At 70.4% G+C, this 22843-nt stretch carries 19 protein-coding genes; 6 read left to right on the forward strand and 13 right to left on the reverse strand.

All coding sequences use genetic code 11. The features are described 5' to 3' along the window. Positions 1 to 104 precede the first annotated feature (104 nt). From ABZ928_RS18275 to ABZ928_RS18295, 5 genes are read right to left on the reverse strand one after another with little or no spacing between them, the layout of a single operon-like run. Complete coding sequence (locus ABZ928_RS18275; protein ID WP_361519480.1) at positions 105 to 449, reverse strand: DoxX family protein; 345 nt, start codon at positions 447 to 449, stop codon at positions 105 to 107. Next, on the reverse strand, positions 446 to 2413 hold the full coding sequence (locus ABZ928_RS18280) for an acetoacetate--CoA ligase (RefSeq protein ID WP_361519482.1): 1968 nt from the start codon (positions 2411 to 2413) through the stop codon (positions 446 to 448). Before ABZ928_RS18280 ends, ABZ928_RS18275 begins: the two co-directional genes overlap by 4 nt. Further along, entirely contained in the window at positions 2410 to 3996 is a 1587-nt protein-coding gene (locus ABZ928_RS18285; protein ID WP_361519484.1) for a bifunctional 3-(3-hydroxy-phenyl)propionate/3-hydroxycinnamic acid hydroxylase, read from the reverse strand. Before ABZ928_RS18285 ends, ABZ928_RS18280 begins: the two co-directional genes overlap by 4 nt. Before the next feature lie 18 nt (positions 3997 to 4014). Further along, a complete protein-coding gene (locus ABZ928_RS18290) occupies positions 4015 to 4968 on the reverse strand; it encodes a fumarylacetoacetate hydrolase family protein (protein WP_361519487.1) in 954 nt (317 codons plus the stop codon). A gap of 35 nt (positions 4969 to 5003) precedes the next feature. Then, on the reverse strand, positions 5004 to 6149 hold the full coding sequence (locus tag ABZ928_RS18295; RefSeq protein WP_361519490.1) for a VOC family protein: 1146 nt from the start codon (positions 6147 to 6149) through the stop codon (positions 5004 to 5006). Positions 6150 to 6283: 134 nt separating this feature from the next. On the opposite strand from ABZ928_RS18295, the gene ABZ928_RS18300 reads away from it, so the two are divergent. Continuing rightward, on the forward strand, positions 6284 to 6919 hold the full coding sequence (locus tag ABZ928_RS18300) for a TetR/AcrR family transcriptional regulator (RefSeq protein WP_361519492.1): 636 nt from the start codon (positions 6284 to 6286) through the stop codon (positions 6917 to 6919). 2 nt (positions 6920 to 6921) lie between these two features. Here ABZ928_RS18300 and ABZ928_RS18305 read toward each other — a convergent pair whose 3' ends face one another. Both ABZ928_RS18305 and ABZ928_RS18310 read right to left on the reverse strand, forming a co-directional pair. Continuing rightward, entirely contained in the window at positions 6922 to 7704 is a 783-nt protein-coding gene (locus tag ABZ928_RS18305) for a DUF2993 domain-containing protein (RefSeq protein WP_361519495.1), read from the reverse strand. 36 nt (positions 7705 to 7740) lie between these two features. Beyond that, entirely contained in the window at positions 7741 to 8379 is a 639-nt protein-coding gene (locus ABZ928_RS18310; RefSeq protein WP_361519498.1) for a TetR/AcrR family transcriptional regulator, read from the reverse strand. A gap of 186 nt (positions 8380 to 8565) precedes the next feature. Here ABZ928_RS18310 and ABZ928_RS18315 point away from each other — a divergent pair, with 186 nt between their 5' ends. Both ABZ928_RS18315 and ABZ928_RS18320 read left to right on the forward strand, forming a co-directional pair. Continuing rightward, positions 8566 to 10179 carry an MFS transporter gene (locus ABZ928_RS18315; RefSeq protein ID WP_361519501.1) on the forward strand — a complete coding sequence of 538 codons (1614 nt, stop codon included), beginning with the start codon at positions 8566 to 8568 and terminating at the stop codon, positions 10177 to 10179. A gap of 269 nt (positions 10180 to 10448) precedes the next feature. Next, positions 10449 to 11210, forward strand: coding sequence for a maleylpyruvate isomerase family mycothiol-dependent enzyme (locus tag ABZ928_RS18320; protein ID WP_361519504.1), 762 nt, complete (start codon positions 10449 to 10451; stop codon positions 11208 to 11210). Between the two features lie 58 nt (positions 11211 to 11268). Here ABZ928_RS18320 and ABZ928_RS18325 read toward each other — a convergent pair whose 3' ends face one another. The 5 genes from ABZ928_RS18325 to ABZ928_RS18345 form a co-directional block, all read right to left on the reverse strand. Continuing rightward, positions 11269 to 13176, reverse strand: coding sequence for a PASTA domain-containing protein (locus ABZ928_RS18325; protein ID WP_361519507.1), 1908 nt, complete (start codon positions 13174 to 13176; stop codon positions 11269 to 11271). A 103-nt stretch (positions 13177 to 13279) separates the two neighbouring features. Next, positions 13280 to 13951, reverse strand: a complete 672-nt coding sequence (locus ABZ928_RS18330) for a TetR family transcriptional regulator (RefSeq protein WP_361519510.1) — start codon at positions 13949 to 13951, stop codon at positions 13280 to 13282. Positions 13952 to 14008: 57 nt separating this feature from the next. Then, entirely contained in the window at positions 14009 to 15097 is a 1089-nt protein-coding gene (locus tag ABZ928_RS18335; protein WP_361519512.1) for a catalase family protein, read from the reverse strand. Positions 15098 to 15124: 27 nt separating this feature from the next. Further along, positions 15125 to 16465, reverse strand: coding sequence for a peroxidase (locus tag ABZ928_RS18340; RefSeq protein ID WP_361519515.1), 1341 nt, complete (start codon positions 16463 to 16465; stop codon positions 15125 to 15127). A gap of 13 nt (positions 16466 to 16478) precedes the next feature. Beyond that, positions 16479 to 17087 (reverse strand): hypothetical protein, encoded by a 609-nt coding sequence (locus tag ABZ928_RS18345; RefSeq protein ID WP_361519517.1) that lies wholly within the window; start codon positions 17085 to 17087, stop codon positions 16479 to 16481. 275 nt (positions 17088 to 17362) lie between these two features. On the opposite strand from ABZ928_RS18345, the gene ABZ928_RS18350 reads away from it, so the two are divergent. The 3 genes from ABZ928_RS18350 to ABZ928_RS18360 are packed head-to-tail and all read left to right on the forward strand — an operon-like array spanning position 17363 to position 20255. Further along, the gene (locus ABZ928_RS18350) at positions 17363 to 18544 is read left to right on the forward strand and encodes a DUF4331 family protein (RefSeq protein WP_361519520.1); all 1182 of its coding nucleotides are present in this window, start codon (positions 17363 to 17365) and stop codon (positions 18542 to 18544) included. Beyond that, complete coding sequence (locus ABZ928_RS18355) at positions 18541 to 19632, forward strand: hypothetical protein (RefSeq protein WP_361519523.1); 1092 nt, start codon at positions 18541 to 18543, stop codon at positions 19630 to 19632. The genes ABZ928_RS18350 and ABZ928_RS18355 overlap by 4 nt, the downstream gene beginning before the upstream one ends. A gap of 29 nt (positions 19633 to 19661) precedes the next feature. After that, on the forward strand, positions 19662 to 20255 hold the full coding sequence (locus ABZ928_RS18360; RefSeq protein ID WP_361519526.1) for a TetR/AcrR family transcriptional regulator: 594 nt from the start codon (positions 19662 to 19664) through the stop codon (positions 20253 to 20255). Between the two features lie 306 nt (positions 20256 to 20561). On the opposite strand, the gene ABZ928_RS18365 is transcribed toward ABZ928_RS18360, so the two are convergent. Next, entirely contained in the window at positions 20562 to 22811 is a 2250-nt protein-coding gene (locus tag ABZ928_RS18365; protein WP_361519529.1) for an MMPL family transporter, read from the reverse strand. Between the last annotated feature and the right edge of the window lie 32 nt (positions 22812 to 22843).

A 22843-nucleotide genomic window follows, 5' to 3' on the forward strand; every position in this document is an offset into this window, starting at 1 on the left:
TCGGAGGGAGGGGGAGGCCGGTGTGCGATGGCAGCCCGCACGGAGCCGGGGAGGGACGGCCGCCACCCTCACAGGGGGCCGCCCGTGCCCGGCCGTACAGGACGTCAGCCGACGGTCATCGCCGTCACCGCGTACGTCAAGGAGATCAGGACCATGACGACGGCCGGGACGGCCCGGGGCAGCGGGTCGCCGAGCCGCAGGTGGACCACCGCCGCCCCGACCATCAGCAGGGCGAGGCCTGTCGCGGCGGCCACGCCCAGTGGCATCCAGGCCAGACCCGCCAGCAGACCGGCGACCCCGGCCACCTCCAGCGCGCCGACGACGCGATAGAGCCGTACCGACATGCCGACATGGGCCGCCGCCTGGCGCATGACCGGCGCCGCGGCGAGCTTCGCCAGCCCCAGCGGAAGGAAGACCAGGGACAGGGCGACGGCGAGCACGGTGGTCATGAGGCGGACCTGCCCTTGCGGCGGTCCTCGCCCAGTCGGGCGTAGTGGTCGATGAGTTCGGGGCTGTCCACGGTGGCGGGGTTGAGGACGTCCTCGACCCGGGCGCCCTGGAGCAGCCGCTTGATCGGGACCTCCAGCTTCTTGCCGGTGCGGGTGTGGGGGATGCCCGGCACTTCGAGGATCTCGTCGGGGACGTGGCGGGGTGAGGCGCCGGTGCGGATCGCGTCGCGGATGCGGTCGCGCAGGGTGTCGTCCAGCTCGACCCCGGCCGCCGGGACCACGAACAGCGGCATCCAGTAGCCGCCGTCGGGTTCCTCCGCGCCGATGACCAGCGCCTCGGCGATCTCGGGGAGACGTTCGACGACGTCATGGATGTCGGCGCTGCCGAGCCGGACGCCGTTGCGGTTGAGGGTGGAGTCGGAGCGGCCGTGGATGATCACCGAGCCGTGCCCCGTGACGGTGATCCAGTCGCCGTGTCGCCAGACGTCGGGGTAGGAGGAGAAGTAGGCGTCGCGGTAGCGGGTGCCCTCGGGGTCGTTCCAGAAGTACAGCGGCATCGAGGGCATGGGGCGGGTGACGACCAGCTCGCCGACCTGGTCGATGACGGGGAAGCCCTCGGCGTCGTACGCGGCCAGCGCCACGCCCAGGTGCGGCGCCGACAACTCGCCTGCCCATACGGGGGTGTTGGGGGCGCTGCCGGCGAATCCGGAGACGATGTCGGTGCCGCCGCTGATGGAGGCCAGCAGGACGTGGTCGCCGACGTGCTCGCGGACCCAGGGGTAGGCGGAGGCGGGCAGGGCCGAGCCCGTGCAGCCGACGACGCGGATCGACGACAGGTCGTGGACGGACGGGTCGATGCCGAACTTGGCCATGCCCAGCAGGTATTGGGGGCTGGTGCCGAAGACGGTGACCCGGTGGCGGGCGGCCAGTTCCCATAGCCGGTCGAGCTTGGCGAAGGGGGCCGGGCTGCCGTCGTAGGTGCAGGTCGTGGCGCCGGTGAGGAGGGTGGAGGCGACCAGGTTCCACATCATCCAGTGGGTGGTGGTGTACCAGAGGAGGCGGTCGCCGGGGCCCAAGTCCGAGTGCAGGCCCAGGGTTTTGAGGTGTTCCAGGAGTACGCCGCCGTGGCCGTGGACGATGCCCTTGGGTAGGCCGGTGGTGCCGGAGGAGAAGACGACCCACAGCGGATGGTCGAACGGGACCGGCACGCAGGCGAGTTGCTCGGTACGGGTGGAGGCGTCCTCCCAGGGGACCACCAGCGACGGGTACGCCTGCGACGGCCAGGGCAGGTCCATGTGGCCCACCAGCACGGTCGCCTTCAACGTGGGCAGGGAGTTGGCGAGTTCGAGGGTGGCGTCGCGGCGGTCGTGGGTGGTGCCGTTGAAGAGGTAGCCGTCGGCCGCGATCAGCACGGTGGGTTCGAGCTGGGCGAAACGGTCGGCGGCGGCCTTGGGGGCGTAGTCCTGACCGCACACCGACCACACCGCGCCGAGGCTGGCCGAGGCGAGGAAGGCGACGATGGCGTGCGGGGTGTTGGGCAGATAGCCGACGACCCGGTCGCCCTTGCCGACGCCGAGGTCGCGCAGGGTGGCGGCCACGGACGCCACCAGGGCACGCAACCGGGCGCCCGTCACCTCGTATCCGGCACCGGTCTCGTCGAGGGCGAGGATCGCCACGTCGTCGTCGGCCAGGTTACGCAGGGCGTGGTGGGCGTAATTGAGGGTGGCGCCGGGAAACCAGCGGGCGCCCGGCATCCGCTCCTCGGCCAGCACCCGCTCGTAGGGGGTGTCGGCGTCTATGTCGAAGTACTCCCACACCGCGCCCCAGAAGCCCTCCAGGTCGGTGACCGACCACTGATGCAGGGCGGCGTAGTCCTCCGGGTCCTTGCCCTGGAGCCGGGCGAAGTCCGCGATGCGACTGGCTGCCGCTGTCTCCGGGTCGGGGGTGAAGAAGGGCGTACTCATCGCGTCGTACTCCTCAACAGGCGTTTCGTGGCCGTCCGTTCGGCGGGGACGGGGCTTCGGGTGGTGTGCAGCAAGGAGGCCCAGGCGGCGGTCGCCGTGAAGTCGTGACCGCCCGAGGGGACGACGTCCAACACGACGCGGTCGGGCCGCAGCAGGACCGCGTCCGCGCGTCCGCCGCGCAGCCAGGCTGCGAGGGTGCCGTCGTCGCCGAGGTCGGTCACGGAGAGCGCGCGTATGCCGAGGCTGTGGGCGAGCGCGGTCAGGGAGGGGCCGGGTTCGGTGGCGGTCAGCACGGTGAAGGAGTCGCCGAGGAGCTCGTCGAGACGGGTACGCCGTCCGTCGACGCTCACCCACGGTTGCGGACAGTGTGTGCCCGGCAGGCGGCGGCGGACCCCGCGCCGCACGAGCGGTCCGGCGGTGAGGGGCGGGCTGAGGTCGCGGCCGGCCAGCTCGGTCAGGCCGGGTATGCGGCAGGCGGCGGCCAGCGCCCGGCGGCGGAACGCGGCGGCGCCGTCCTGGCCGCCGGTCATGGCCCAGCCCATGGTGACCGCGAGGCGGACCACATGCCGTGCGTGCGGCTTGCGTTCGCTCTCGTAGGTGTCCAACAGCCGTTCGTCGCCGCCCTGTTGGAGGACGCTGGCGAGTTTCCAGGTGAGGTTGTAGGCGTCCCGCAACCCCGAGCACAGGCCCTGTCCGATGAACGGCGGGGTGAGGTGGGCGGCGTCGCCGAGCAGGAAGACCCGTCCGCTGCGCCAGCGGTCGGCGACGCGGGCCCGGAAGGTGTACCGCGTCTCGCGGACCACCTCGAAGTCCCCGTTGTACGAGGGCGGCAGCCACGGGGCGACCAGCTCACGGACCGTCTCCTGCCCTTCTCCTTCACGGAGCCGGAACTCCCAGCGGTAGCGGGTCTCGTTCACCCGCATGAAGGTCCCCGGCCGGTCCGGGTCGCAGACCTGGTCGACGCCTTCCCAGCAGCGGACGGGGCCCGTCGTCTCGGCGTCTATGACGGTCCACTTCTCCTCGAAGCGCAGGTCCTCCCAGACGCCCCCGATGGCTTCGCGGGTGAGGCTGTTGGCGCCGTCGCAGCCGAGGACCGTCTCGGCCCACAGCTCATGCTCGCCGTGGTCGTCGCGGTAGGTGACGCGTACGGGCCCCGTGGTGTCCGGGCCGACACCGGTGACCTCCACGCCGCCGCGCAGTTTGCACTCCGGGCGCTGGGCCAGGGCGTCACGCAGTACGCGTTCCAGTTCGGGCTGGTCGAACATGCTGGACTGCGGATAGCCGTGGTGGCCTTGCCGGGAGCGCCGGAACTCGGCCATCACGCGGTGCCGGGAATCCAGCAGCCGCAGACCGTTGGCGGGGCGGGAGATCGAGGTGAACTCCTCGCCGACGCCTGCGGCTTGGAGGATCCGGTGGATCTCGTCGTCGTTGGCGACGGCGCGGGGGAGCGGGTAGACGTCCCGGTGGCGTTCGAGGACGACACTGCGGACTCCGCGCCGGGCCAGGAGAAGGGCGGCGGTCACGCCCACCGGTCCGGCGCCGACGATCACGACGGGCACACGTGCGGCTTCGTCGACGTTCATGTGCGGCTCACCTCGGGGTTAGTTCGCGTCCGCGACGGGCGCGTCCGCGACGGGCGTGCGCTGCTCGCCGAGGTCGACGCGGCCGTCCGGGGTCGCGATCGTCGCCGTGATCACGTCACCCGGGTTCAGGTAGTGCGGGTTCTTCGCCTGGCTCTTGAAGAAGGCCTTCCATTTCACGGCGGGCGGCAGCAGCGCGCCGATCTTCTCGACGGCCTTCGGCGGCGCCTTGAGGGCCGTGCCGCCGGGGGTCCCCGTGAGCAGCAGGTCACCCGCGTCCAGGGTCTGGAACCGGGCCAGCAGGGTCAGCGCCTGCGCCGGACGGACGATCATGTCGGCGAGAGTGCGGTCCTGGCGCAGCTCGCCGTTGACGCTCAACTTCAGCCGCAGGTCGAGGAGATGGGCGAAGTCCTCTGGCTCCGGCAGCGTCAGGTACGGACCGGTCGGCGTGAAGGTGGGGTATGACTTGCTCTCGTAGAACTGCGTCTTGGTCAGCTGCACCTCACGGGCGCTGATGTCGTTGGTGATCACCAGTCCGGCGACGTACGACGGCAGGTCCCGCTCCTCGACGACGGTGCCGACGGGCAGCGGCGCGCCCATGACGAGGCCCAACTCGATCTCGTAGTCGAGGAATTTCACGTGGGAGGGGCGGACGACGGCGTCGCCGGGGCCGCTGACCGAGCCTGACGCCTTGCGGAAGAAGGCGGGCGGGACGTCGCCCTTGAAGCCCGAATCGCGGGCGTGGCTGCGGTAGTTGACCATCTGGGCGACCACCCGGCAGGGCGTGGTGACCGGCGAGAGCGCGACCAGGTCGGCGACGGGCGTGCCCGGTTCGCCGGAGGCGGCGGCCTCGCGGACAGCCGGCCGGTCGGCCAGCAGCTCGGCGGTGGTCACGGCCTTGGTCTCGACCGGGACGGCTCGGCCGCCTCGGACGACCCACCAGCCGTCGGCGGTGCGCAGGACATTAGTGCTCATGTCAGTGCCTTTGTGAGGGATTTACGTGCGGGGGTTCATGAGTTGGCGGCCTTGAGCAGGCCGAACAGTCGCGCCCGGTCCATCTCGTTGTCGCCGCGCAGGGCCTCGATGACGTCACGGACGCGTTGCGGGGAGGGGCTCGCGCCGAGGAAGTCGCGGGTGGCCGGCGGGCCCCACTGGGCGAGGCCGCTGGTCGACATCGGTGCCCAGCCCGGCTCGACGTCGCAGGAGAACAGGTCGCCGTCGGCGAAGTGCTCCAGCATGAAGTGGTCGGGGTCGCGCCAGTAGTCGAAGAGCTGGCTGCCCTGGATGTGCCGGCCGATGCCCCAACTGCGCTTGTAGCCGCGTTCCTTGAGGTACTCGCCGCCGGCGGCGATGGAGTCGAGGTCGGTGACCTGGTAGGCCGAGTGGACGTACCCCGTGCCCGGACCCAGGTGCATGGCCAGGGTGTGGTGATCGGCCGGCACTCCGCCCAGGTCGCAGCGGATGAACGCCATGGTCGGGCCGCGTCCGCGCTGCCCGTCCAGGAACAGGAAGTCGGACACGATCATCCCGAGGGTGTCCAGATACCAGTCCAGGGCCCGGCCGAACACCCTTGTCTCCAAGACCACATGCCCGAGGCGCTGGATGCGGGAGGGTTCGCGCGGCGGGCGCTGGGTGGCGTTCGTACGACGGTGATCCGTGCCGAAGTTCAGCAGCAGCGGCTGCTGCTCCGGCAGCGCGGGGAGCCGTTCGGCGCAGTGCACGACCCGGACCGGGAAGCCCGAGGGGTCGAGCAGGTCGACCACCTTGCCGCCGCCGGGAACGTCGGAGTCCCGTATGGATGATCCGGTGGCGCGGGCCAGCCGGTCCAGGTCGGCTCGCTCGGCGGCACGGAACGCCGGGCCGATGAAGCGGGATGTGCGCCCCTTACGGATCACCATGCAGGGTGAGCCGGCGAAGGTGCCGCGCAGCCACAGCTCCCGCTCGGTGCGGGCGACGATGTCGAACCCGAAGTCCCGGGCGAACACTTCGGCGCGGTCCAGGTCGGGCTTCTGGAACTCCAGCCAGGCCAGGTCGGCCACCTTGATCACGGGATTCCGGGAGCGGCCGGGGTGTTCGCCGCGCAGGGCGCCCTGCTCGCTGTGGAGGTCCTGGTGGGCCGTGATGACGTCGGCCCCGTTGACGCGGATTTCAGACATGGTGCCCTCCGAGCAACATTGCCGTAATGAGGAAATCATCAACTGTGACAGTTCTGTCGTCAAGATGTTCGCGACAGGAAATGATGAATTCATCAGGACTGCGATCGCCATCGTGCGACCGCTAGACTCTTCGCATGTCTACGTCAGCCCCGCCCAGCAACCGCTTCGAGCGACGTCGCGCAGAGACCCGTGGGGCTCTCGTGCGAGCGGCCCGGCAGATACTCGCCGAGAGCGGCGACACCAGCGCGAGCATCCAGGCGATCGCCGAGCGCGCGGATGTGGGCTTCGGCTCCTTCTACAACCACTTCGACTCCAAGGCGGAGTTGTTCGAGACGGCGGTGGTTGACGCCCTCGAGGAGTTCGGGCAGGAATTCGACGAGCGACTGACGGGGATCGACGACCCGGCGGAGCGGGTCGCGGGCGGCTTCCGGCTCAGTGCCCGCATGGCCGACTCTCACCCGGAGCTGATGCAGGTCCTGCGCCGCCGTGGCCTCGGGCACGTCCACTCGGACAACGGACTGTCCCGACGTGCCCTGCGCGACCTCCAGGTCGGCATCGCCTCCGGTCGCTTCATGACCCCCGACCCCGTGGTCGCCCTGTCCGCGCTGGGCGGCACCCTGCTGTCCCTGGTGGAACTGCGGTTCGCCCGCCCCGAGGTGGACGGCGACGAGGCCGCGGTCAACCTCGCCGAGATGGTCCTGCGGATGCTGGGCCTGCCCGCTGACGACGCCCACGAGGTCGCCCGCCGCCCCTTGCCTGACGCCGCCTGACCTCACGCGGACGACGAGTCCGGGTGGAACGTGACCGAGCGGCCTGTGAAGCGGGCGTCGATTCCGTCCTCGCGGGTGGTGACCGACCGCAGCCGGAGCCCTTCGGGTACGTTCCGCAGCGGTATGGGCTCGTCCAGGGCCTTGTCGAGCAGCGATTTCAGCGGAGGGAGCAGTTCACCCCGCTCCGCGCGTACGTCCGTGAAGGCGATGCTGTTGCCGTCGGCCGCCGAGACGGCCGCGCTCACGGTCACGTCGCCGGCGAGCGGCAGACTCGCGGTCGCGTCGACCCGGCCCGGCTCGTCCCCCTGCGACACCTGCACGCCGAGCGCGCTCGACACGTCCGCGTACGACAGGAACGCGGTCGCCGTGACGCTGTCCGCGTGAGCCTCGTCGGCGCTCCCCGAGGTCTTCAGCCCGTCCATCCCGACCGTCAGCTTCGTCACCGGCAGCGGCCGGGTGGAGCCGTCGGCCGCAATGTCGTGGGCGGTCAGGTCGACATGGTCCAGGCTGCCCGCAGCCAGTTGGTTCAGTACGGGAAAGCCCCTGACGTGCACCGACGGCCGATCGGCGGTTCCCATGCCCTCCTGGAACGCCTTGGCCATACGGCTCTCCGCGCGACCAGCGGCGATCCGGTCGACCGCGACTCCGCAGACCAGCAGGGCCATCAGGGACGCGGCGGCGATGATCATGCGCCGCCTGGTCCGGGTCGGAGGGCTCACGTACACCGAGCCGTCGCCGTAGTAGGGCTCGCCGACGTACTCGTCGTCGCGGTGGGACTGATACATGGTTCTCCTGTTCGAGTGGTGCTTGGGGAAGCGCGCCTACGCGGCATCGCCCGCGGGCCGGGCGAGCCCGTCGACGCACGCCGCAGCGCTGTCTCCGGCCACGCCCATCGCGATCAGGGCGGCGGTAGCGGTGCTGGTGCCGTCGTCGCTCCAGACCCCGCTGTTCACGCAGTCGAGAAGCCCTAGCAGGTGCCCCTCCAGCGCCCGGGTCAGGACGACCGGGGGGACGCCGGTGTGGAAGGCGCCCTGCCGCTGCCCCCGGCCGATGATCGCCTCCGTCATGTCCCGCGCGGGGGCCAGGACTTGAGCGAGCCGATCGGCCCCGAGGTCCTGGGGGGCGAGCCGGAGCAGGATGCGGTAGCGATCTCCGACGGGCCACACCGCGAGGACGAAGCGCGCCAACTCCGTGACGGCGTCCACCGCCGGTGCGCGCGGGACCGCGAGCGCCTGCCGCAAGGCCCACGCGGCCTCCTCCACCAGCCCCTCCATCAGTGCGGCCCGCCCGTTGAAGTGGCCATAGACCGTACGGCGCACCACCCCTGCCGCCTCGGCGATGTCACTGAGGCTGCTGTCGGGGTCACGGGCGAGTTCCTGCCGGGCCGCCTCCAGGATGCGAGTCCGCGTGAGCAGAGTGCGGCTGCGTTCCGGGGCGGCTGTCAGGTGTGCGTGGATCATGTCGAACCTCCGGTAGGCGGGGGAGGGCGACTCGATAGTTGCACATCGACGGGCAATAAACTAGTCTGCACATCAGTGGGCAATTAGTTGCCCCCGGTGCCAGGCCTCCCTTGGCCCACGTGCACCGATCCCATCGATTCCGCACCCCCGAAGCCTCCGCTTCACCTCCTGCCGAGGAGCCCGACCATGCCGCTCTTTCCCAACACACCCGTCGAGAAGATGACGGAGCCCTACCACCGCCGCTGGTGGGCCCTGCTGGTCCTGTGCCTGAGCCTGCTGATCGTCGTCATGGCGAACACGTCACTGATCGTGGCCGCCCCCGACATGACCAAGGACCTGGGGCTGAGCAGCAGCGACCTGCAATGGGTCATCGACGGTTACACCGTCCCCTACGCCGCGCTGATGCTGGTGCTCGGCGCGATAGGCGACAAGTACAGCCGCCGCGGCGCCCTCGTCCTCGGCCTGCTGATCTTCGCCGGCGGTTCGGTGATGGGCGGCCTGGTCGACGAGACGAACCTCGTCATCACAGCCCGCGCGATCATGGGTGTCGGCGCCGCCGTCGTCATGCCGGCCACGTTGTCGCTGCTGGTCGCGATCTTCCCGCGCGCCGAGCGCGCCAAGGCGATCACCGCCTGGTCCGCGACCTCCGGTCTCGCCATCGCCGCCGGTCCGCTGGCGGCCGGCTGGCTGCTGGAGAACCACGCCTGGGGCTCGACCTTCCTGATGAACGTGCCCATCGCCGTCCTCGGCGTCGTCGGCGCGCTGCTGCTGGTACCGCCGTCGAAGGCGGAGGGCATGGGCCGCATCGATTACGTCGGCGGTCTGCTGTCGATCGTGTCGGTGGGTTCCCTGGTCTACGCGACCATCGAGGGCCCGCACTTCGGCTGGGGCGCCGGCCCCATCACCGCGGCCGTCGTCGCCGGCGTGGGCCTGCTGGCCTTCGTCGCCTGGGAGCTGAAGCACCCCAACCCCATGCTGAACGTGCGCAAGTTCACCGAGCGTCCCTTCAGCGGCTCGATGCTCGCGGTGCTGTTCTTCTTCTTCGGCACCTTCGGCTCGATCTACTACTCCACCCAGTTCCTCCAGTTCGTCCTCGGCTACGACGCCCTGGAGACCGGCATCCGCCTGCTGCCGCTGGCCGGAGCCGTGTTCGTCGGCTCCGCCGTCACCGGCAAACTCGCCCCGAAGCTGGGCGTGAAGATCGTGGTCGGCACCGGAATGGTCATCGGCACCGCGGGCGTCTTCCTGCTCACCCAGATCGAGACGGGCTCGACCTACACCGACTTCCTGACGCCGCTGCTGCTGCTCGGCTTCGCCATCGGCCTGAGTCTCGCACCGGCCACCGACACCATCATGGGCTCCTTCCCCGAGGACGAACTGGGCGTCGGCGGCGGCGCCAACGACACCGCCCTGGAACTCGGCTGCGCCCTGGGCATCGCCATCCTCGGCTCGCTGCTGGCCACGTCCTACAAGGACAAGCTCACCGACATGGTCGGCGGCCACCTCCCGGCCGAGGCCATGGACGTCGCCAAGGACTCCGTCGGCGGTGGCATCGCGGTCGCCGAGCAGGTCGCCAAGAACCCTCAGGGCGGTGCCGAGCAGGCCCAGACCCTGCTGGGAGCGGTGCACGAGTCCTTCGCCCACGCCATCGCCCACACCAGCCTCATCGGCGGGATCATCATGGCCGCCGGAACCCTGATCGTCATCGCCGTCCTGCCCGGCCGGGGTCACACCACCAAGCACGATGCGGAAGAAGCGACACCGGCCACCGAGGAGCAGACCGAGACCGTGGGCGCCTGAGCCCCGCACACCGGAGGCCGGAACCCCGATTCCGGCCTCCTCCACCCCCATGACGGGCTGTGCCTGAGCGGCGCACGGCCCCGGGACGGTGCCGGGAGGGGACACCCGGCACCGTCCCACTTTTTTGTTGTCCGCGACCGAGACGCCGCCTCGGCCCCCCGGGAGAGGGATCCTCGAACCGTGCCACGAGTGGCTTCCTGTTCTCCCGCAGCTGACGGCCTGAAAAGAAATGGGATGCGGTCGCTGAACTGGGCTGATAGGTAAGCCATGTGACAGAGAGTCTTGAGTATTCCGCCCTGCTGCGACTGATCGACGAGCGGTCGGCCGCGTTTCGGAGTGCGGTTGCCGCCGCGCCCGGCCTTGACGCGCCCGTGCCGTCCTGCCCCGAGTGGACGGTGTTCGATCTGTTGCAGCACCTGGGTACGGGCCAGCGCTGGTGGGCCGCGATCGTCGCCGCAGGTCCGGCTGAGGCTCCGCCGGCCAAGGATGCCGCGGAGGCGCCGCGCGAGCTCGAGGCGCTGTTGGCCTGGTACGCGGAGTCGAACGAGCTGCTGCTGAGCGCGCTGCGCGAGGCGGGTCCGGAGCGCGAGTGCTGGACGTGGTGGAGCGCCGGTGTGTCGCCGGCGAATGCCTGGGGCGTTGCCCGGCGCAGGGTGCACGAGCTGCTGGTGCACACCTACGACGCCCAGCTCGCCGCAGGCGCCGTGCAGCCGATGCCGGTGGACGTCGCGGTCGACGGCGTGGCCGAGTTCCTCGACACCTGCAACTCCACCCCGGTGGCATGGCCGCACGAGCCAGCCACCATTCAGTACCACGCCACCGAGGGCCGCTCCTGGCTCCTCGTGCTGGACGGCACCGGCGCCTGGCCCGCGCCCCTCACCGAGGACTCCGCGCCTGCCTCCGTATCGGCCACGGGCACGGCCGAGCAACTGCTCCTGTTCGTCTGGGGTCGCCTCACGATGGACGACCTGAAGATCGAGGGCGACCGGCAGGTGTTCGAGCAGATCATCGCCTGGGAGCCCGAGGAGTAGGCAAGCCAATACCGCCGGCGGACGCTCTCGATGACGTCCGCCGGCGGTCAACGATGTATCACTGGCCGCCGTTCGTCGCCCCCGGCGTCGTCGCCGTGCCGTCGTCCGACGGCGTGTCCTGAGCCTCTTCGGTCACGACGACCACCGTGCCGCCCGCCTCGACCTCGCTCCCGGCCGCCGGGGTGCTGGACGTGACCACGGCGTCAGAGGCCTGCGAGTACCCGGAGGCAACGGTCACCTGGAGGCCGAGGTCACCCAGTTCCTTCTGGACCTCCGCAAGGGTCTTTCCGATGATGTCCGTCGGTATCTGCACGGTCTGCACCGACTTGGCGATCTGGACGTCGACCGACGTACCGGGCTCGACCTCATCTCCCGCCGCGGCGCTCTGCTCGACGACGGTCCCCGCCTCGGCGCTGCTCTCCACATCCGTGGTGTCACCCAGTTCGAGGTCGTGCTCGGCGAGCAGCTTGCGAGCCTCGCTCAGGGTGCTGCCGGTGAGGTCGGGAACCGTGGCCTTCTCGGCCTCCTTGGCCACCGTGAGGGTGATCTCGGTGCCCTTCTCGACGCTCTCGCCGCCGGCCGGATCCTGCTCCAGGACGGTCCCCGCGTCCTCGGTGGACACCTTCTGCCGGAGCTTCACCTTGAAGCCCTTGTCCTCAAGGATGCGGGACGCGTCATCCTCGTCCTTGTCCGTGACATCCGGCACCTCCACCTTCGGCGCGCCGGTGGAGACGGTGACCGACACCGCCTCGCCCTTGTCGAGCCGGCCGTCCAGTGGGGTCTGCTCGCAGATGTGCCCCTTGGGCTGGTCCGCGCAGGGTTCCCTTTTAGTGACGGTGAGCGTGAGCTCGACGTTGTCCGCCGTACGGCGGGCCTCCTCCAGGGTCTGGCCGACGAGATCGGGTACGTCCGTCTTACCGTCGTCGGCCGTACCGCGCCCGAACATGAACCAGCCGAGCACGAGTGCCGCGACGACGACCGCGACACCCGTCCCGATCAGCGCGGCAGTGCTGCCTCTTCGGCGACCGCTCTCCGCCGTGTCATCGCCGTCCGGCTCCTCGTTGACGCTGTCGAACGCCCGGTCCAGGACGGTCTGCGCCCCGAGGAACGCCTCGATGTCGGCGAGCATCTCCTGCGCGGCCTGGTAGCGGTAAGCGGGGTCCTTCGTCAGGGCCCGCAGGACGATCGCGTCGACCTGCGGTCCGACCTCGGGGTTGTAGAGACTCGGCAGTCGCGGTTCCTCCTGGACGTGCTGGTACATCACGGCCATCGGCGAATCGCCCGTGAACGGGGCGCGCAGGGTGAGGAGTTCGTACAGAAGGCAGCCCACCGAGTACAGGTCGGAGCGGGCGTCGAAGGCGTGTCCCATCGCCTGCTCCGGCGAAACGTACTGCGCGGTGCCGATCACCATGGAGGTCTGCGTCATGCCGACGTCCCGTGCGTCACGGGCGATGCCGAAGTCCATGACCTTGACCTGGCCGGACCAGGTCACCATGACGTTGGCCGGCTTGATGTCCCGGTGCACGATGCCGTGCTGGTGGGAATGGGCGAGCGCCTCCAGAACGCCGGCCGTCACCTCCAGGGCGCGCTCGACCGTCAGCGGCGGTCCGGAGTACAGGGCATCACGCAGGGTCATGCCGTCGACGTACTCCATCACGAGGTACGGCAACTGCGCCCCGTACGAGAAGTGTTCGCCCGTGTCGTAGACCGCGGCGATGGCCGGGTGGTTGAGCGAAGCGGTGGACTGCGCCTCCCGCCGGAACCGCTCCTGGAGTGCCGGATCGTGGGCGAGGTCGGTGCGCAGCGTCTTCACCGCGACGCCGCGGTCGAGCCGGAGATCGTGCGCGAGGTGCACCTCGGCCATGCCTCCGGAGCCGAGGAGCAGCCGCAGTTCGTATCTGTCGCCGAGGACCGCCACCGGCGCAGGGTGGGAGAAGGCCAGATCGTCTGGTCCACCGAAGTTCATGGACAAGATAATTGCACATGAAGGGGTAAGTAAAGAAGCGGGGGTGGACACGGAAAGACCCCGGCGCTTCGCACCGGGGTCACGTCGTACGGCAGGGGGGATCTCACCCCTCGGCGGCGGCCACCTCGTCCACGACGGTCTGCGCCCGCTTCTCCGGCACACCGGCCGCGATGAGCGTGGTGACGGCCACCCGAGTGCCGTCGTCCTCCAGCGCCCCGGTGTTGACCTCCTCCAGCAGGGCGACCGTCATCGCCTCCAGGCCGGCGCTCAGCACCGGGGCCGGCAGCTGGGAATGGAAGATCCCGTCTCGTTGTCCCTGCTCCACGATGGCCGTGGCCCTGACCCGGGCGGGCTCCAGGATGCCGGCGACACGGTCCATGCCGAGGTCCCGTCGGGCCAGCGCCAGCAGCATCCGGTAGCGGTCGCCCACGGGCCAGAGTGACAACGTGAAGTGGGCGAGCGCCCGGTCGGCCGGTTCCGTTACCCCCGCGCCGACCGCGACGGCGGCCTGGAGTGCCTCGGCGGCCTCCTCTGCCAGCGCGTCCAGCAGCGCCGCCCGCCCGGGGAAGTGCCCGAACAGCGTGCGCCGTACGACGCCTGCGGCGCGGGCGAGTTCCTCCAGGGTGATGTCGGGGTTCCGGCCGAGCTCCTGGCGGGCGGTGGTCAGGATGCGGGCCCGGTTGGACCGTGCGTTGCGTCGCTGGGGCACGCGGCCGACGGGCTGGGTCACGAAAGGAACCTCGAAGAAGCCGGGGTGGAGAAGGGACTTCTCCATTCTGGCATGCGAGTCCTGACCGACCCGCGGACGTATCCGGGGTCGGTCGGGACCTGGTCAGGCGGGCAGCTCCTTGATGTCGGACGGCTCCTGCGGCTCGATGCCGTTGAAGCGGTGCCGGAAGTCGCTGGACGCGGGGTACGCGGCGCGCCGGGAGCGCATGATCGAGCCCAGCGGGCGGTGGGCCTCCAGGGCGTGCCAGGGGCTGAAGGAGAGGACGTCGTCGGCGTAGCGGCGGCGGGCGTCGCTGTAGGCGTCCTGGGCGGGCAGATGCAGCACGGCCACGGTCTGGTGCGGTGACAGTTCCTCGGACCACAGGACCGAGGCGTCCTCCACCGGCATCCGGTCGATGTCCGTGCACAGCTGGGCGCGGATGTCGTACTCGGCGCTGTTGCCTTCGAAGAAGTCGACGACGAGGTCGCGCAGAGCCGACTCGCCGGCCTTCTTGTCGACGTGGCTGCCGGTGAGGGCTCTGACGTTCGCCGAGCGGGGCGCGGCGGACATCTTCGCCACGTGCTCGCCGTAGCGCAGCGCGGCCATGGAGTGGAAGGTCTCGCCGAGGATGTGGTCGTTGGCGGCGGCCAGGGTCTCGACGGCGGGCGGTAGCGGGCGTCCGACGGTCGTGAGGGCCTTGGCGGCCACGCGGGCGGCGGCGCCGGTGAGCTGGAGCTGCTGGTCGCTCTGGCCGGGCTGCTTCTCCAACAGGTCCTGGAGTTTGGCGTATTCGGCGATGTTGCCGAAGGGCAGGGTGGGGTGGTTGACGAGGAGGAAGTCCTGGGTGGTGAAGCCGTCGTCGAGGGCGCGGGGCCCGGGGGCGCCGATCACCTTCATCGCGAGGCCGCGCTGGACAGGTACCTGGTCGGAGCGCAGGTCGCCGGGGGCGGAGGAGAAGCGGACGATCACCGGGTAGGTGACCGGTGCGGCGAAAAGGCCCTGGGCGAGGTGGGCGGGCAGGTCGGGCTGGATGCGCAGCTCACCGGCGAGGACGCCGTGGCTCTTGGCGTGGGCGTCGCGCAGACCGTGCCGGTGTTTGTCGGCGACCTGCTGGTTGGCCTTGCCCATGGCCGCGACGACCTGACGGACGAGTTCGTCCTCGTCCGGAAAGGGTTGTTCGAGGTCGGGGCTGTAGGGGACGTACGAGGTCATGGGGAGTGCCTCCGCGCGAGGTGGGGGTCAGTTGCCGCTGAGCCAGCGGATGGCGGACAGGCTCGGCATGAAGAAGTACTCGCCGCCGAGGAGGGTGTTGAAGGACTGGATGTTCTGCACCCGGCGCGGCGGGGTCCCGGGCACGGTGAAGTAGGCGCCCTTGTCCTGGAGCGAGATCATCGGGTCCTTCTCCTTGCCCAGGCCCATGAAGTTGCCTGAGCCGACCCATTCGCTCTGCAGGAACTCGACGTTGTCGATGGCGCGGGCGCCGAGGGCGATGAAGTCCAGGCCGCGCGGTGTGCCGTCGTCCTTGAGGCGGTCGGGGGGCAGCGGGGTGCCGTAGGAAGTGCCGCGCCGGATGATGCGGCGGATGTTGACATCGCTGAGGACCGTCAGCTTGGTGTCGCGCGGGTTCATCCGGCGGATGTGGGAGCCGAGCGGGGTACGCAGCCCGCGCGGGTCGGCGGAGTAGTCGAAGTCGTTGATCCGGTTCGGGTCCTCGCCGATGGCGGGGGTGTCGCGCTCCGGTGTCAGTGCGAGAGGTGCGCCGCTGCGCCAGCGGCCGACCAACTTGGCGGCCAGCAGCTCGCGTTCGGCCTCGGTGGAGGCGTTGTCGTGCAGCCACTTGTTGAAGGCCGCGACGTGGGAGTGGTACTTGCGGAAGACGACGTACGTGCCGTTGCGGCCGAGGACGTCCGGAGCCGGTACGGGCAGCGGCACCCCGGTCTCGCTCGGGTATCCGAGGACGAACTCACCGGCCTTGATGGGCCGTCCGTCGCCGGGCAGGGGTTCGGCGCCACTGCCCTCGACCACCGGCTGGCTGAAGCCGTCCCGGTAGCCGAAGACGTTGAACCCGTCGGCCGCGAAGTCCTGGTGCGACAGCAGCCGGACGCCCGGGACCTCGCCCAATTCCTTCTCGTAGGCGGCGACTTCGGCCCGCCAGTCGTCCTCGCTCGCGGCATACACCGTGACGGCGGCATGCACGCGCGGGGTGCCGAAGGGGAACTCCCAGCGGTCCGGCGCGTTCACGCCGGTGTCGCGCAGGCGCTCGGCGCGGGCGGCCATCCCGGCGCGGAAGTTGGCAGGGAAGGAGGTCAGTGAGGACTCCGGCAGCCCCAGTGCGACCAGACCCTGGTAGCTGAGGGCGAGGGCCAGCCAGGACGGCTGCGGTTCGTCCCAGCGCGCCGCCGAGGTCACCCTCGGCGCCAGTCGGCGCAGCAGTTCCCTGCCCGCGGCCGGCTCGGTGATCTCCAGGATCGCGTGGGTGCCGAAGTAGGGCTCGGGCCGGGCCCGCAGCAGGGTCGCCTGGATGTCGTCGAGGTCCAGGGTGGGCGGGCGGCGCAGCCGCCGGAACAGCGGGGAAGGCATGGTGCGCCTGCCTTCAGTTGAGGTCCGACAGGAAACGCTGCACCGCGGCCTCCTGCCGCTTGAGCCGGTGGCCCTCCGCGACGGTGAGGTTGGGGTGGGCGACGAACCACGCCTCGGCCGGGATCTGGTACTTGACGATGAAGTCCTTCACGTCCGGTGAGGTGATGCCGGGCCAGCCTTCGACGTTGGTGAACAGGAAGTCCATCATGTCGGGGATCTTGGTGGCGAAGTCGTCGATGTAGGGGTCCCACTCGCCGTCGAAGGCGGTCGCGAACAGCAGCTTCGTGTCGTTGTCGAGGAACGCGAAGCGCATGTTGTGGAGGGTGCCGACCTGACCGGCGCCCGCCAGGTTCCCGTTGAGCAGGCCGAAGAATTTCCGCAGCCGCTCTGCGCCGTTCGGCTTCAGCGGCAGGATCGTCGTCAGCTCGGACACCTCACCGCTCTTGGCGCCGATCCGGCCGGCGGTGGTGACGGCGTGTTCGGCCATCTCCTCCTTGTCGGCGAGGATCTCGGCGGCCTTCAGCTTGAGGGCGATCTTGGCGTCCGACAGTGCGGTCTCGACCTTCTCGCGGACCGCATCGGGGAACTGCTGGAACTTCGCGTGCAGGTCGTTCTCGCTCATGGCGCCTCTCCTTGGGCGTGGGCGGCAATACTCCATGTATCGCCACAAATAGGCCACCGCAGGGTGACGTGCAAGCGGGAGGAAACCCGCTTTCTGACCGTCCCCGCATAACTGATTACATCATCAGTTCGCCGTTCCGGCTTGTCAACGCGCTACTCGCAGGTAGTCACATGGCGCACGCCACTGTGAGACAGGTTGACTCATTGCGCATCTGTGAGTCATCGTGTCTCACAGATGGCGCACCTCGACCCACCCGTCACTCGAAGGAGTCCCCGATGGCGGATCACTTCTCCGGACCGCGCGTCCTCTTCGACCCCGCGTCGGACGTCGCCGACGTCTTCGCCTTTCCCAGCCCGGACCGCCCCGGCTGCCTGGTGCTCGTCCTCGACGTGTTTCCGGCCGCCGCTCCCACCGCGCTGTTCTCCGATGCGATCACCTACCGCTTCCGGGTCCGGCCGGTCGCCCCGGCCGCAGGTCGGGCCGCGTTCACTGTCGGCGACACCGAGTACGGCCTCGACTTCACCTTCGCCACGCCTGGTCGGATCCCCGGCGGCGACGACCCCCTTCAGATCGGCACCTGCACGACGTCCAGCGGTGAGGAGGTCCTCTTCCTGGTCGGAGGGGACAAGCCCACCGAGGCCGATGGGCTGAGGGTCTTCGCCGGACCACGACTCGATCCGTTCTTCATCGACCTCGCAGGCGTTCTGGCCGCCGACGCCACCCAGAAGCTGGCCTTCCGTCCCGGCGCGGACAACGCCCTCGAAGGGGTGAACGTGCTGAGCATCGTCGTCGAGGTGGACCCCGAAGTGGTGTTCGGCCTGGACTGCGGCCCCCTGCTCGGCGTCGTCGGCGAGACCGTGACCTCCGGCGGGCGCCCGGTCCGGCTGGAACGCATGGGCCGCCCCGAGATCAAGAATGTCGTTCTGGCGAGCAAGAGCTACGACCTCGTCAACAGCGACCTGGAGATCCGAGACCTCTACAACGAGGAGGACGCCTTCGCTCTACGACCGGACTACGCCGAGGCCTACCGGGCGCGGTTCAACGCCAACCTGGCCTACTTCGACCGCCTCGACGGAGAGCTCGTCTGGCCGCCGGACGACCAAGGCACCCACCCGCTGACGGAACTCCTCCTGGCCGACTTCCTTGTCGTCGACATCTCCAAGCCGTTCGCCGAGGACAGCTGCTTCGAGATCGAGACCGCGCTGCTCGCCGGACGCCCCCACATGACCTGCGGCGGCCGTGCGCCCAACGACGACATCGTGGACACCCTCTACACACTCCTGGTAGGCGGCGTCGACGGTCCGCGCATCAGCGACGGCGTCGACCAGGCCACCCGGCCGGCCACGCACGACTTCCCGTACCTCGTGGCCCCCAACCCGAGCCCGCCGGACCTCATGACGGTGATGACCGCGCTGCTCACCCCGCCGGAACCGGAACCTGGGGTGGAAGCGGCATGACGGGCAGGCCCGTGCGCGCCGACCGGGAACCGGTCACGACCAACGGCACCCTGGCCCTGGTGAACCTGTCGGCCCAGATCGACGGCATGGCGGCGCCCGTAGGTCGGGCCGCCTCGACCGCGCCACTCGCCGTCGCACAGCAGGCGGTCCTGGTTGACCTCCTTACACTCCGCGGACACCTCCTGGGCCGCGTCGCCGACTACGAGCGGGCCGCACAGCTCTCCGAACACATGGTGTGTTGCGCACCTGAGGACAGTGCCGCCCTGCTGGCCCGGGCCCGCACCCGGGCGACCCTGCACCGGTTCGCCGAGGCCATGGCCGACCTCGACGCGGCGGGCCGGGCCGGCGCGGAGCAGCCCGCCCTGGAAGCTGAACGGGCGTCGATCCTCCAGGCGGTCGGCTGTCATGCCGAAGCCCGTGCCCTGCTGCGGAGCGCGGCGCCCCATCAGCCCGATTTCACCAAGCTGTCGGCGTTGGCCGTCTTCCAGGCGGAGCGGCGCGAGACCGCCGAGGCGGAGCACCTGTTCGACGAGGCGCGCGCCGCTCACCGGGGCGTCTCGCCCTTCCCGCTCGCCCAACTGGACTTCCGCCGCGGGGTGATGTGGCTGCGCGAAGGTGATCTGCCCACGGCTCGGTCCTCGTTCGACGCGGCCCGGCGCCGGGTGCCGGGCTACGCACCGGCGACCGGGCATCTCGCCGAGGTCGACCTGCTCCTGGGTGACCCCGAGACCGCTGTCGCCCGCCTGTGCCCGCTGATGGAGACGAGCGACGACCCCGAGTACCCAGCACACCTCGCACTCGCCCTGCGCGCGGCCGGACGTCACCAGGAGGCTTGGCCATGGCGGGATCGAGCGGCGGAACGCTACGAGGAGCTGGTGGGACGTCACCCGGAGGCCTACGCCGATCATGCCGCCGACTTCTGGCTCACGGTCGGAGGCGATGTCGACAGAGGGCTCCAACTCGCCCTTCAGACTCTGGTCATGCGCCAGACCAGCCGGTCGTACGCCCTGGTCAGGCGTGCCCGCGAGGCAAGCCGGGGACGCGCCCACGACGCCTCCGGACCGCGACACCCTGCGACTAGCATGTGAGGCAACGTGTCTCACACGAAGGGTGCCACATGCCGGAGGAGCGGGCCGATCCACGCCAGGTGCGCAGCCGCGCGGCCATGGTGACCGCAGCCACCACGCTGCTCACCGAGGGCGGCCTGGAGGCCGTCACGCACCAGGCGGTTGCCGCCCGAGCCGGAGTCGGCCGGGCCACGGTCTACCGTCACTGGGCCGACCTGCTCGGTCTCCGTCTGGCGGCGCTGGAGGCAGGCATGCCGCCCCTGTCACCGGCGCCCGAGGACGTGCGGGCGGCGTCCGGTGCCGAGCCGCGCGCCGAGCTGGTCCATTACCTGCGCCAGCTCGGCGAGCGGCTCGACGACGCCCAGGCCGGGGCCGTTCTCGCCGCCGTACTGGGCGGGGCACAGCACGACGACGGGATGCAGCACCTCCGTCAGACCGTGCTGACCCAGATCGTCGACTCCCTGCGCCCTGCCGTCACCGCTGCCGTCGCCCGGGGGCACCTGCGCGACGACGTCACGGCCGAGACATTCGCCATGATGACCGTCGGGCCGCTCGTCCATCAGCGGTTCCTCGTGGGCGCCCGGCTCGGTCACGACACGGTGGACGCGGTGGTGGATGCGGCGCTTCGGGCCTGGGCGCCGTAGCGAGCCGGTGCCGAGGGACTTCTGTATGCCGAGTTCGGCATCGGCAGGCCTGTCCGGCTTCGCCTGCGCCTGGCTCCTGCTGAGCGGGCGGCGGTGGCCATGACCGTACTGTGCGCCGGCGGTCCGCTCGGGACGGTCGGCGCACAGGACGTGTCTGGTGGCTCAGGCCGTGTCGGCCTCTTGACGCCGACAGGTACAGGAACTGTAGGGGTCGTAAGGGGGGTAGTGAGGCTCGTACGGCTCGGCTTCCTGGTCGTCCTCGTCAGAGCGCTCGCTCATGGCTCCTCCCGCGCCGGTCCGGGGTGCTCAGCTCACGGTGGCCTCGCGCTGCTTCTCTTCGGCCGCGGCGGGCTGGTCTCCCCGCTGTGCGGCGCGGGCCGGCAGTTTCGCCCCTTCGATGTCGACGTCGGGGGTGATGCGGTCGAGCCGGCCGGGCAGCCCCCAGGCGCGGCGGCCGAGCAGGGCCATGGCCGCCGGGACCAGGGTCATGCGGACCACGAATGCGTCGACGAAGACGCCGAAGGCCAGGGCGAAGCCGATGGACTTGATGATCGGGTCGTGGTTGAAGACGAAGCCCCCGAACACCGCGACCATGATCAGCGCGGCGGCGCTGACCACCCGGCCGCTGCGGGCGAACCCCTGTGTGACGGCCTCGGCGGCGTCGCCGGTGTGCTCGTAGTGCTCGCGCATGCGGCTGACGAGGAACACCTCGTAGTCCATGGTGAGTCCGAAGAGCACCCCGATGAGGAGGACCGGCAGGAAGCTGGTGACCGGGCCCGCCGAAGGGATGTCCAGCACACCGTTCAGGTTGCCGTTCTGGAAGACCCAGACCGTGGCGCCGAGCGACGCGGCGACCGACAGCAGGAAGCCGAGGGCCGCCTTCACCGGAACCAGCAGGGACCGGAAGGCGATGGTCAGCAGGATCAGCGCCAGGATCACGATGATGGCGATGAACAGCGGCAGCGCGTCGGACAGCTTGCCCGCCACATCGATCGCCGCGGCCGTCTGGCCCGCGATGTAGAGGGTGCCGCCGGCCTTCTCGACCGTGGTGGCGTTGTCCCTCAGCCGGTGCACCAGGTCGGTGGTGGCCTGCGCGTCGGGGCCGGTCTTCGGGACGACGGCGATGACGGCGAGGGTCGCGTCGGCGTTGGTGACCGGCGCGGCGGCGACGGCCACCCCGCGGTCGCCCGCCAGGGCCGTCCGCAGGTGTGTCACGGTAGCCGTGCGATCCGCGGCCGGAACGCCGTCGAGGTCGACTACGGCTGTGAGGGTGGCGTTGAAGCCGGGCCCGAAGCCCTCGGTGAGGAGGTCGTAGCTCTTGTGCTGGGTGCTGTCGACCGGCTGTGAGGCGTTGCTCGGCAGGCCGAGTCGCAGGTCGCGGGCGGGGACGGCGAGCGCGAGCAGGCCGACCACTCCGGCCAGGAGGACGAGCAGGGGCTTGCGGGTGACCGCACGTGCCCAGGCCAGGCCCCAGGCGCCGGGGGCGCGTTCGGTCGTACGGGCCGTACCGGTCGTACGAGTCGTATCGGCTGTACGGGTACGGCGGTCGCGTGGGCGCATCCGCTCGCCGAAGAAGCCGAGGGCGGCGGGGACGAGGCTGACGGCGACCAGCACCGCGAGCGCCACGGTGGCCGCGGCGGCCAGGCCCATGACGGTCAGGAACGGGATGCCGGTGACCGCCAGCGCGGCCAGCGCGATGATGACGGTCGCCCCGGCGAAGACGACCGCGCCTCCGGCGGTGGCCACGGCACGCGCGATGGAGTCCTCGACGTCCTGTTCGGGATCGGCGAGCTGCTCGCGGTGGCGGGAGATGATGAACAGGGCGTAGTCGATGCCCACGGCCAGCCCGATCATCAGGGCGAGGACGGTGGCGGTGGACGTCATCTCGACGTACCGGGTCATGAACTCCACGCCCAGGACACCGATCGCCACCCCCACCAGGGCGGTGAGCAGCGGCAGTCCGGCCGCTACGAGCGAGCCGAGGGCCAGGGCCAGGACGGCGAAGGCGATCACCACGCCGACGATCTCGGCTGGGCCGCCGACCTCGGTCTTGGCCTCCATCGCCGAGCCGCCGAACTCGACCTCGAGACCGGCGTCCCGGGCCTGGTCCATCGCCTCCGACAGCGCGTCCTTGGACTTCTCCGGTACGTCGCTGGCCTGCTCGCGGAAGCGGACGTCCGCGTAACCGATGCGCAGGGACCGGGAGACCGTCTTGGCCTTGAGCGGGTCGGAGACGTCCACGACCCCCGACACCTCGGCGGCCTTCTTCAGGCTCGCCTCGATGGCCGCCGCGTTCTTCGACTCGGTCAGCGTGCTGCCCTCGGGGGCCGCGAGGACGACCCGGACCACCCCGCCCGCCGCCTCGGGGAACTTCTCCTCCAGCAGGTCCTGTGCCTGCTGGGACTCGATCCCCGGCACCGAGAACTCGGTGGTCGCCTTGCCGTGCAGGGTGATCCCGAGGCCGCCGACGACGGCGAGCAACAGCAGCCAGGCCGCGACGACCCTGCCGCGACGGCGTACCGCCCACCGTGCCCATGTGTACAGGCGTGAGGCCATGCCCGTGTCCCTCTCTTCTGCGGTTGTCCGAA

This window comes from Streptomyces sp. NPDC046909, from assembly GCF_040644695.1.
GTDB lineage: Bacteria > Actinomycetota > Actinomycetes > Streptomycetales > Streptomycetaceae > Streptomyces.

Excerpts from the sequence above, each read along its gene's own strand:
- ABZ928_RS18275 (WP_361519480.1), bottom strand. The coding sequence starts at position 449 with ATGACCACCGTGCTCGCCGTCGCCCTGTCCCTGGTCTTCCTTCCGCTG.
- ABZ928_RS18280 (WP_361519482.1), bottom strand. The coding sequence starts at position 2,413 with ATGAGTACGCCCTTCTTCACCCCCGACCCGGAGACAGCGGCAGCCAGT.
- ABZ928_RS18285 (WP_361519484.1), bottom strand. The coding sequence starts at position 3,996 with ATGAACGTCGACGAAGCCGCACGTGTGCCCGTCGTGATCGTCGGCGCC.
- ABZ928_RS18290 (WP_361519487.1), bottom strand. The coding sequence starts at position 4,968 with ATGAGCACTAATGTCCTGCGCACCGCCGACGGCTGGTGGGTCGTCCGA.
- ABZ928_RS18295 (WP_361519490.1), bottom strand. The coding sequence starts at position 6,149 with ATGTCTGAAATCCGCGTCAACGGGGCCGACGTCATCACGGCCCACCAG.
- ABZ928_RS18300 (WP_361519492.1), top strand. The coding sequence starts at position 6,284 with ATGTCTACGTCAGCCCCGCCCAGCAACCGCTTCGAGCGACGTCGCGCA.
- ABZ928_RS18305 (WP_361519495.1), bottom strand. The coding sequence starts at position 7,704 with ATGTATCAGTCCCACCGCGACGACGAGTACGTCGGCGAGCCCTACTAC.
- ABZ928_RS18310 (WP_361519498.1), bottom strand. The coding sequence starts at position 8,379 with ATGATCCACGCACACCTGACAGCCGCCCCGGAACGCAGCCGCACTCTG.
- ABZ928_RS18315 (WP_361519501.1), top strand. The coding sequence starts at position 8,566 with ATGCCGCTCTTTCCCAACACACCCGTCGAGAAGATGACGGAGCCCTAC.
- ABZ928_RS18325 (WP_361519507.1), bottom strand. The coding sequence starts at position 13,176 with ATGAACTTCGGTGGACCAGACGATCTGGCCTTCTCCCACCCTGCGCCG.
- ABZ928_RS18330 (WP_361519510.1), bottom strand. The coding sequence starts at position 13,951 with ATGGAGAAGTCCCTTCTCCACCCCGGCTTCTTCGAGGTTCCTTTCGTG.
- ABZ928_RS18335 (WP_361519512.1), bottom strand. The coding sequence starts at position 15,097 with ATGACCTCGTACGTCCCCTACAGCCCCGACCTCGAACAACCCTTTCCG.
- ABZ928_RS18340 (WP_361519515.1), bottom strand. The coding sequence starts at position 16,465 with ATGCCTTCCCCGCTGTTCCGGCGGCTGCGCCGCCCGCCCACCCTGGAC.
- ABZ928_RS18345 (WP_361519517.1), bottom strand. The coding sequence starts at position 17,087 with ATGAGCGAGAACGACCTGCACGCGAAGTTCCAGCAGTTCCCCGATGCG.
- ABZ928_RS18350 (WP_361519520.1), top strand. The coding sequence starts at position 17,363 with ATGGCGGATCACTTCTCCGGACCGCGCGTCCTCTTCGACCCCGCGTCG.
- ABZ928_RS18355 (WP_361519523.1), top strand. The coding sequence starts at position 18,541 with ATGACGGGCAGGCCCGTGCGCGCCGACCGGGAACCGGTCACGACCAAC.
- ABZ928_RS18360 (WP_361519526.1), top strand. The coding sequence starts at position 19,662 with ATGCCGGAGGAGCGGGCCGATCCACGCCAGGTGCGCAGCCGCGCGGCC.
- ABZ928_RS18365 (WP_361519529.1), bottom strand. The coding sequence starts at position 22,811 with ATGGCCTCACGCCTGTACACATGGGCACGGTGGGCGGTACGCCGTCGC.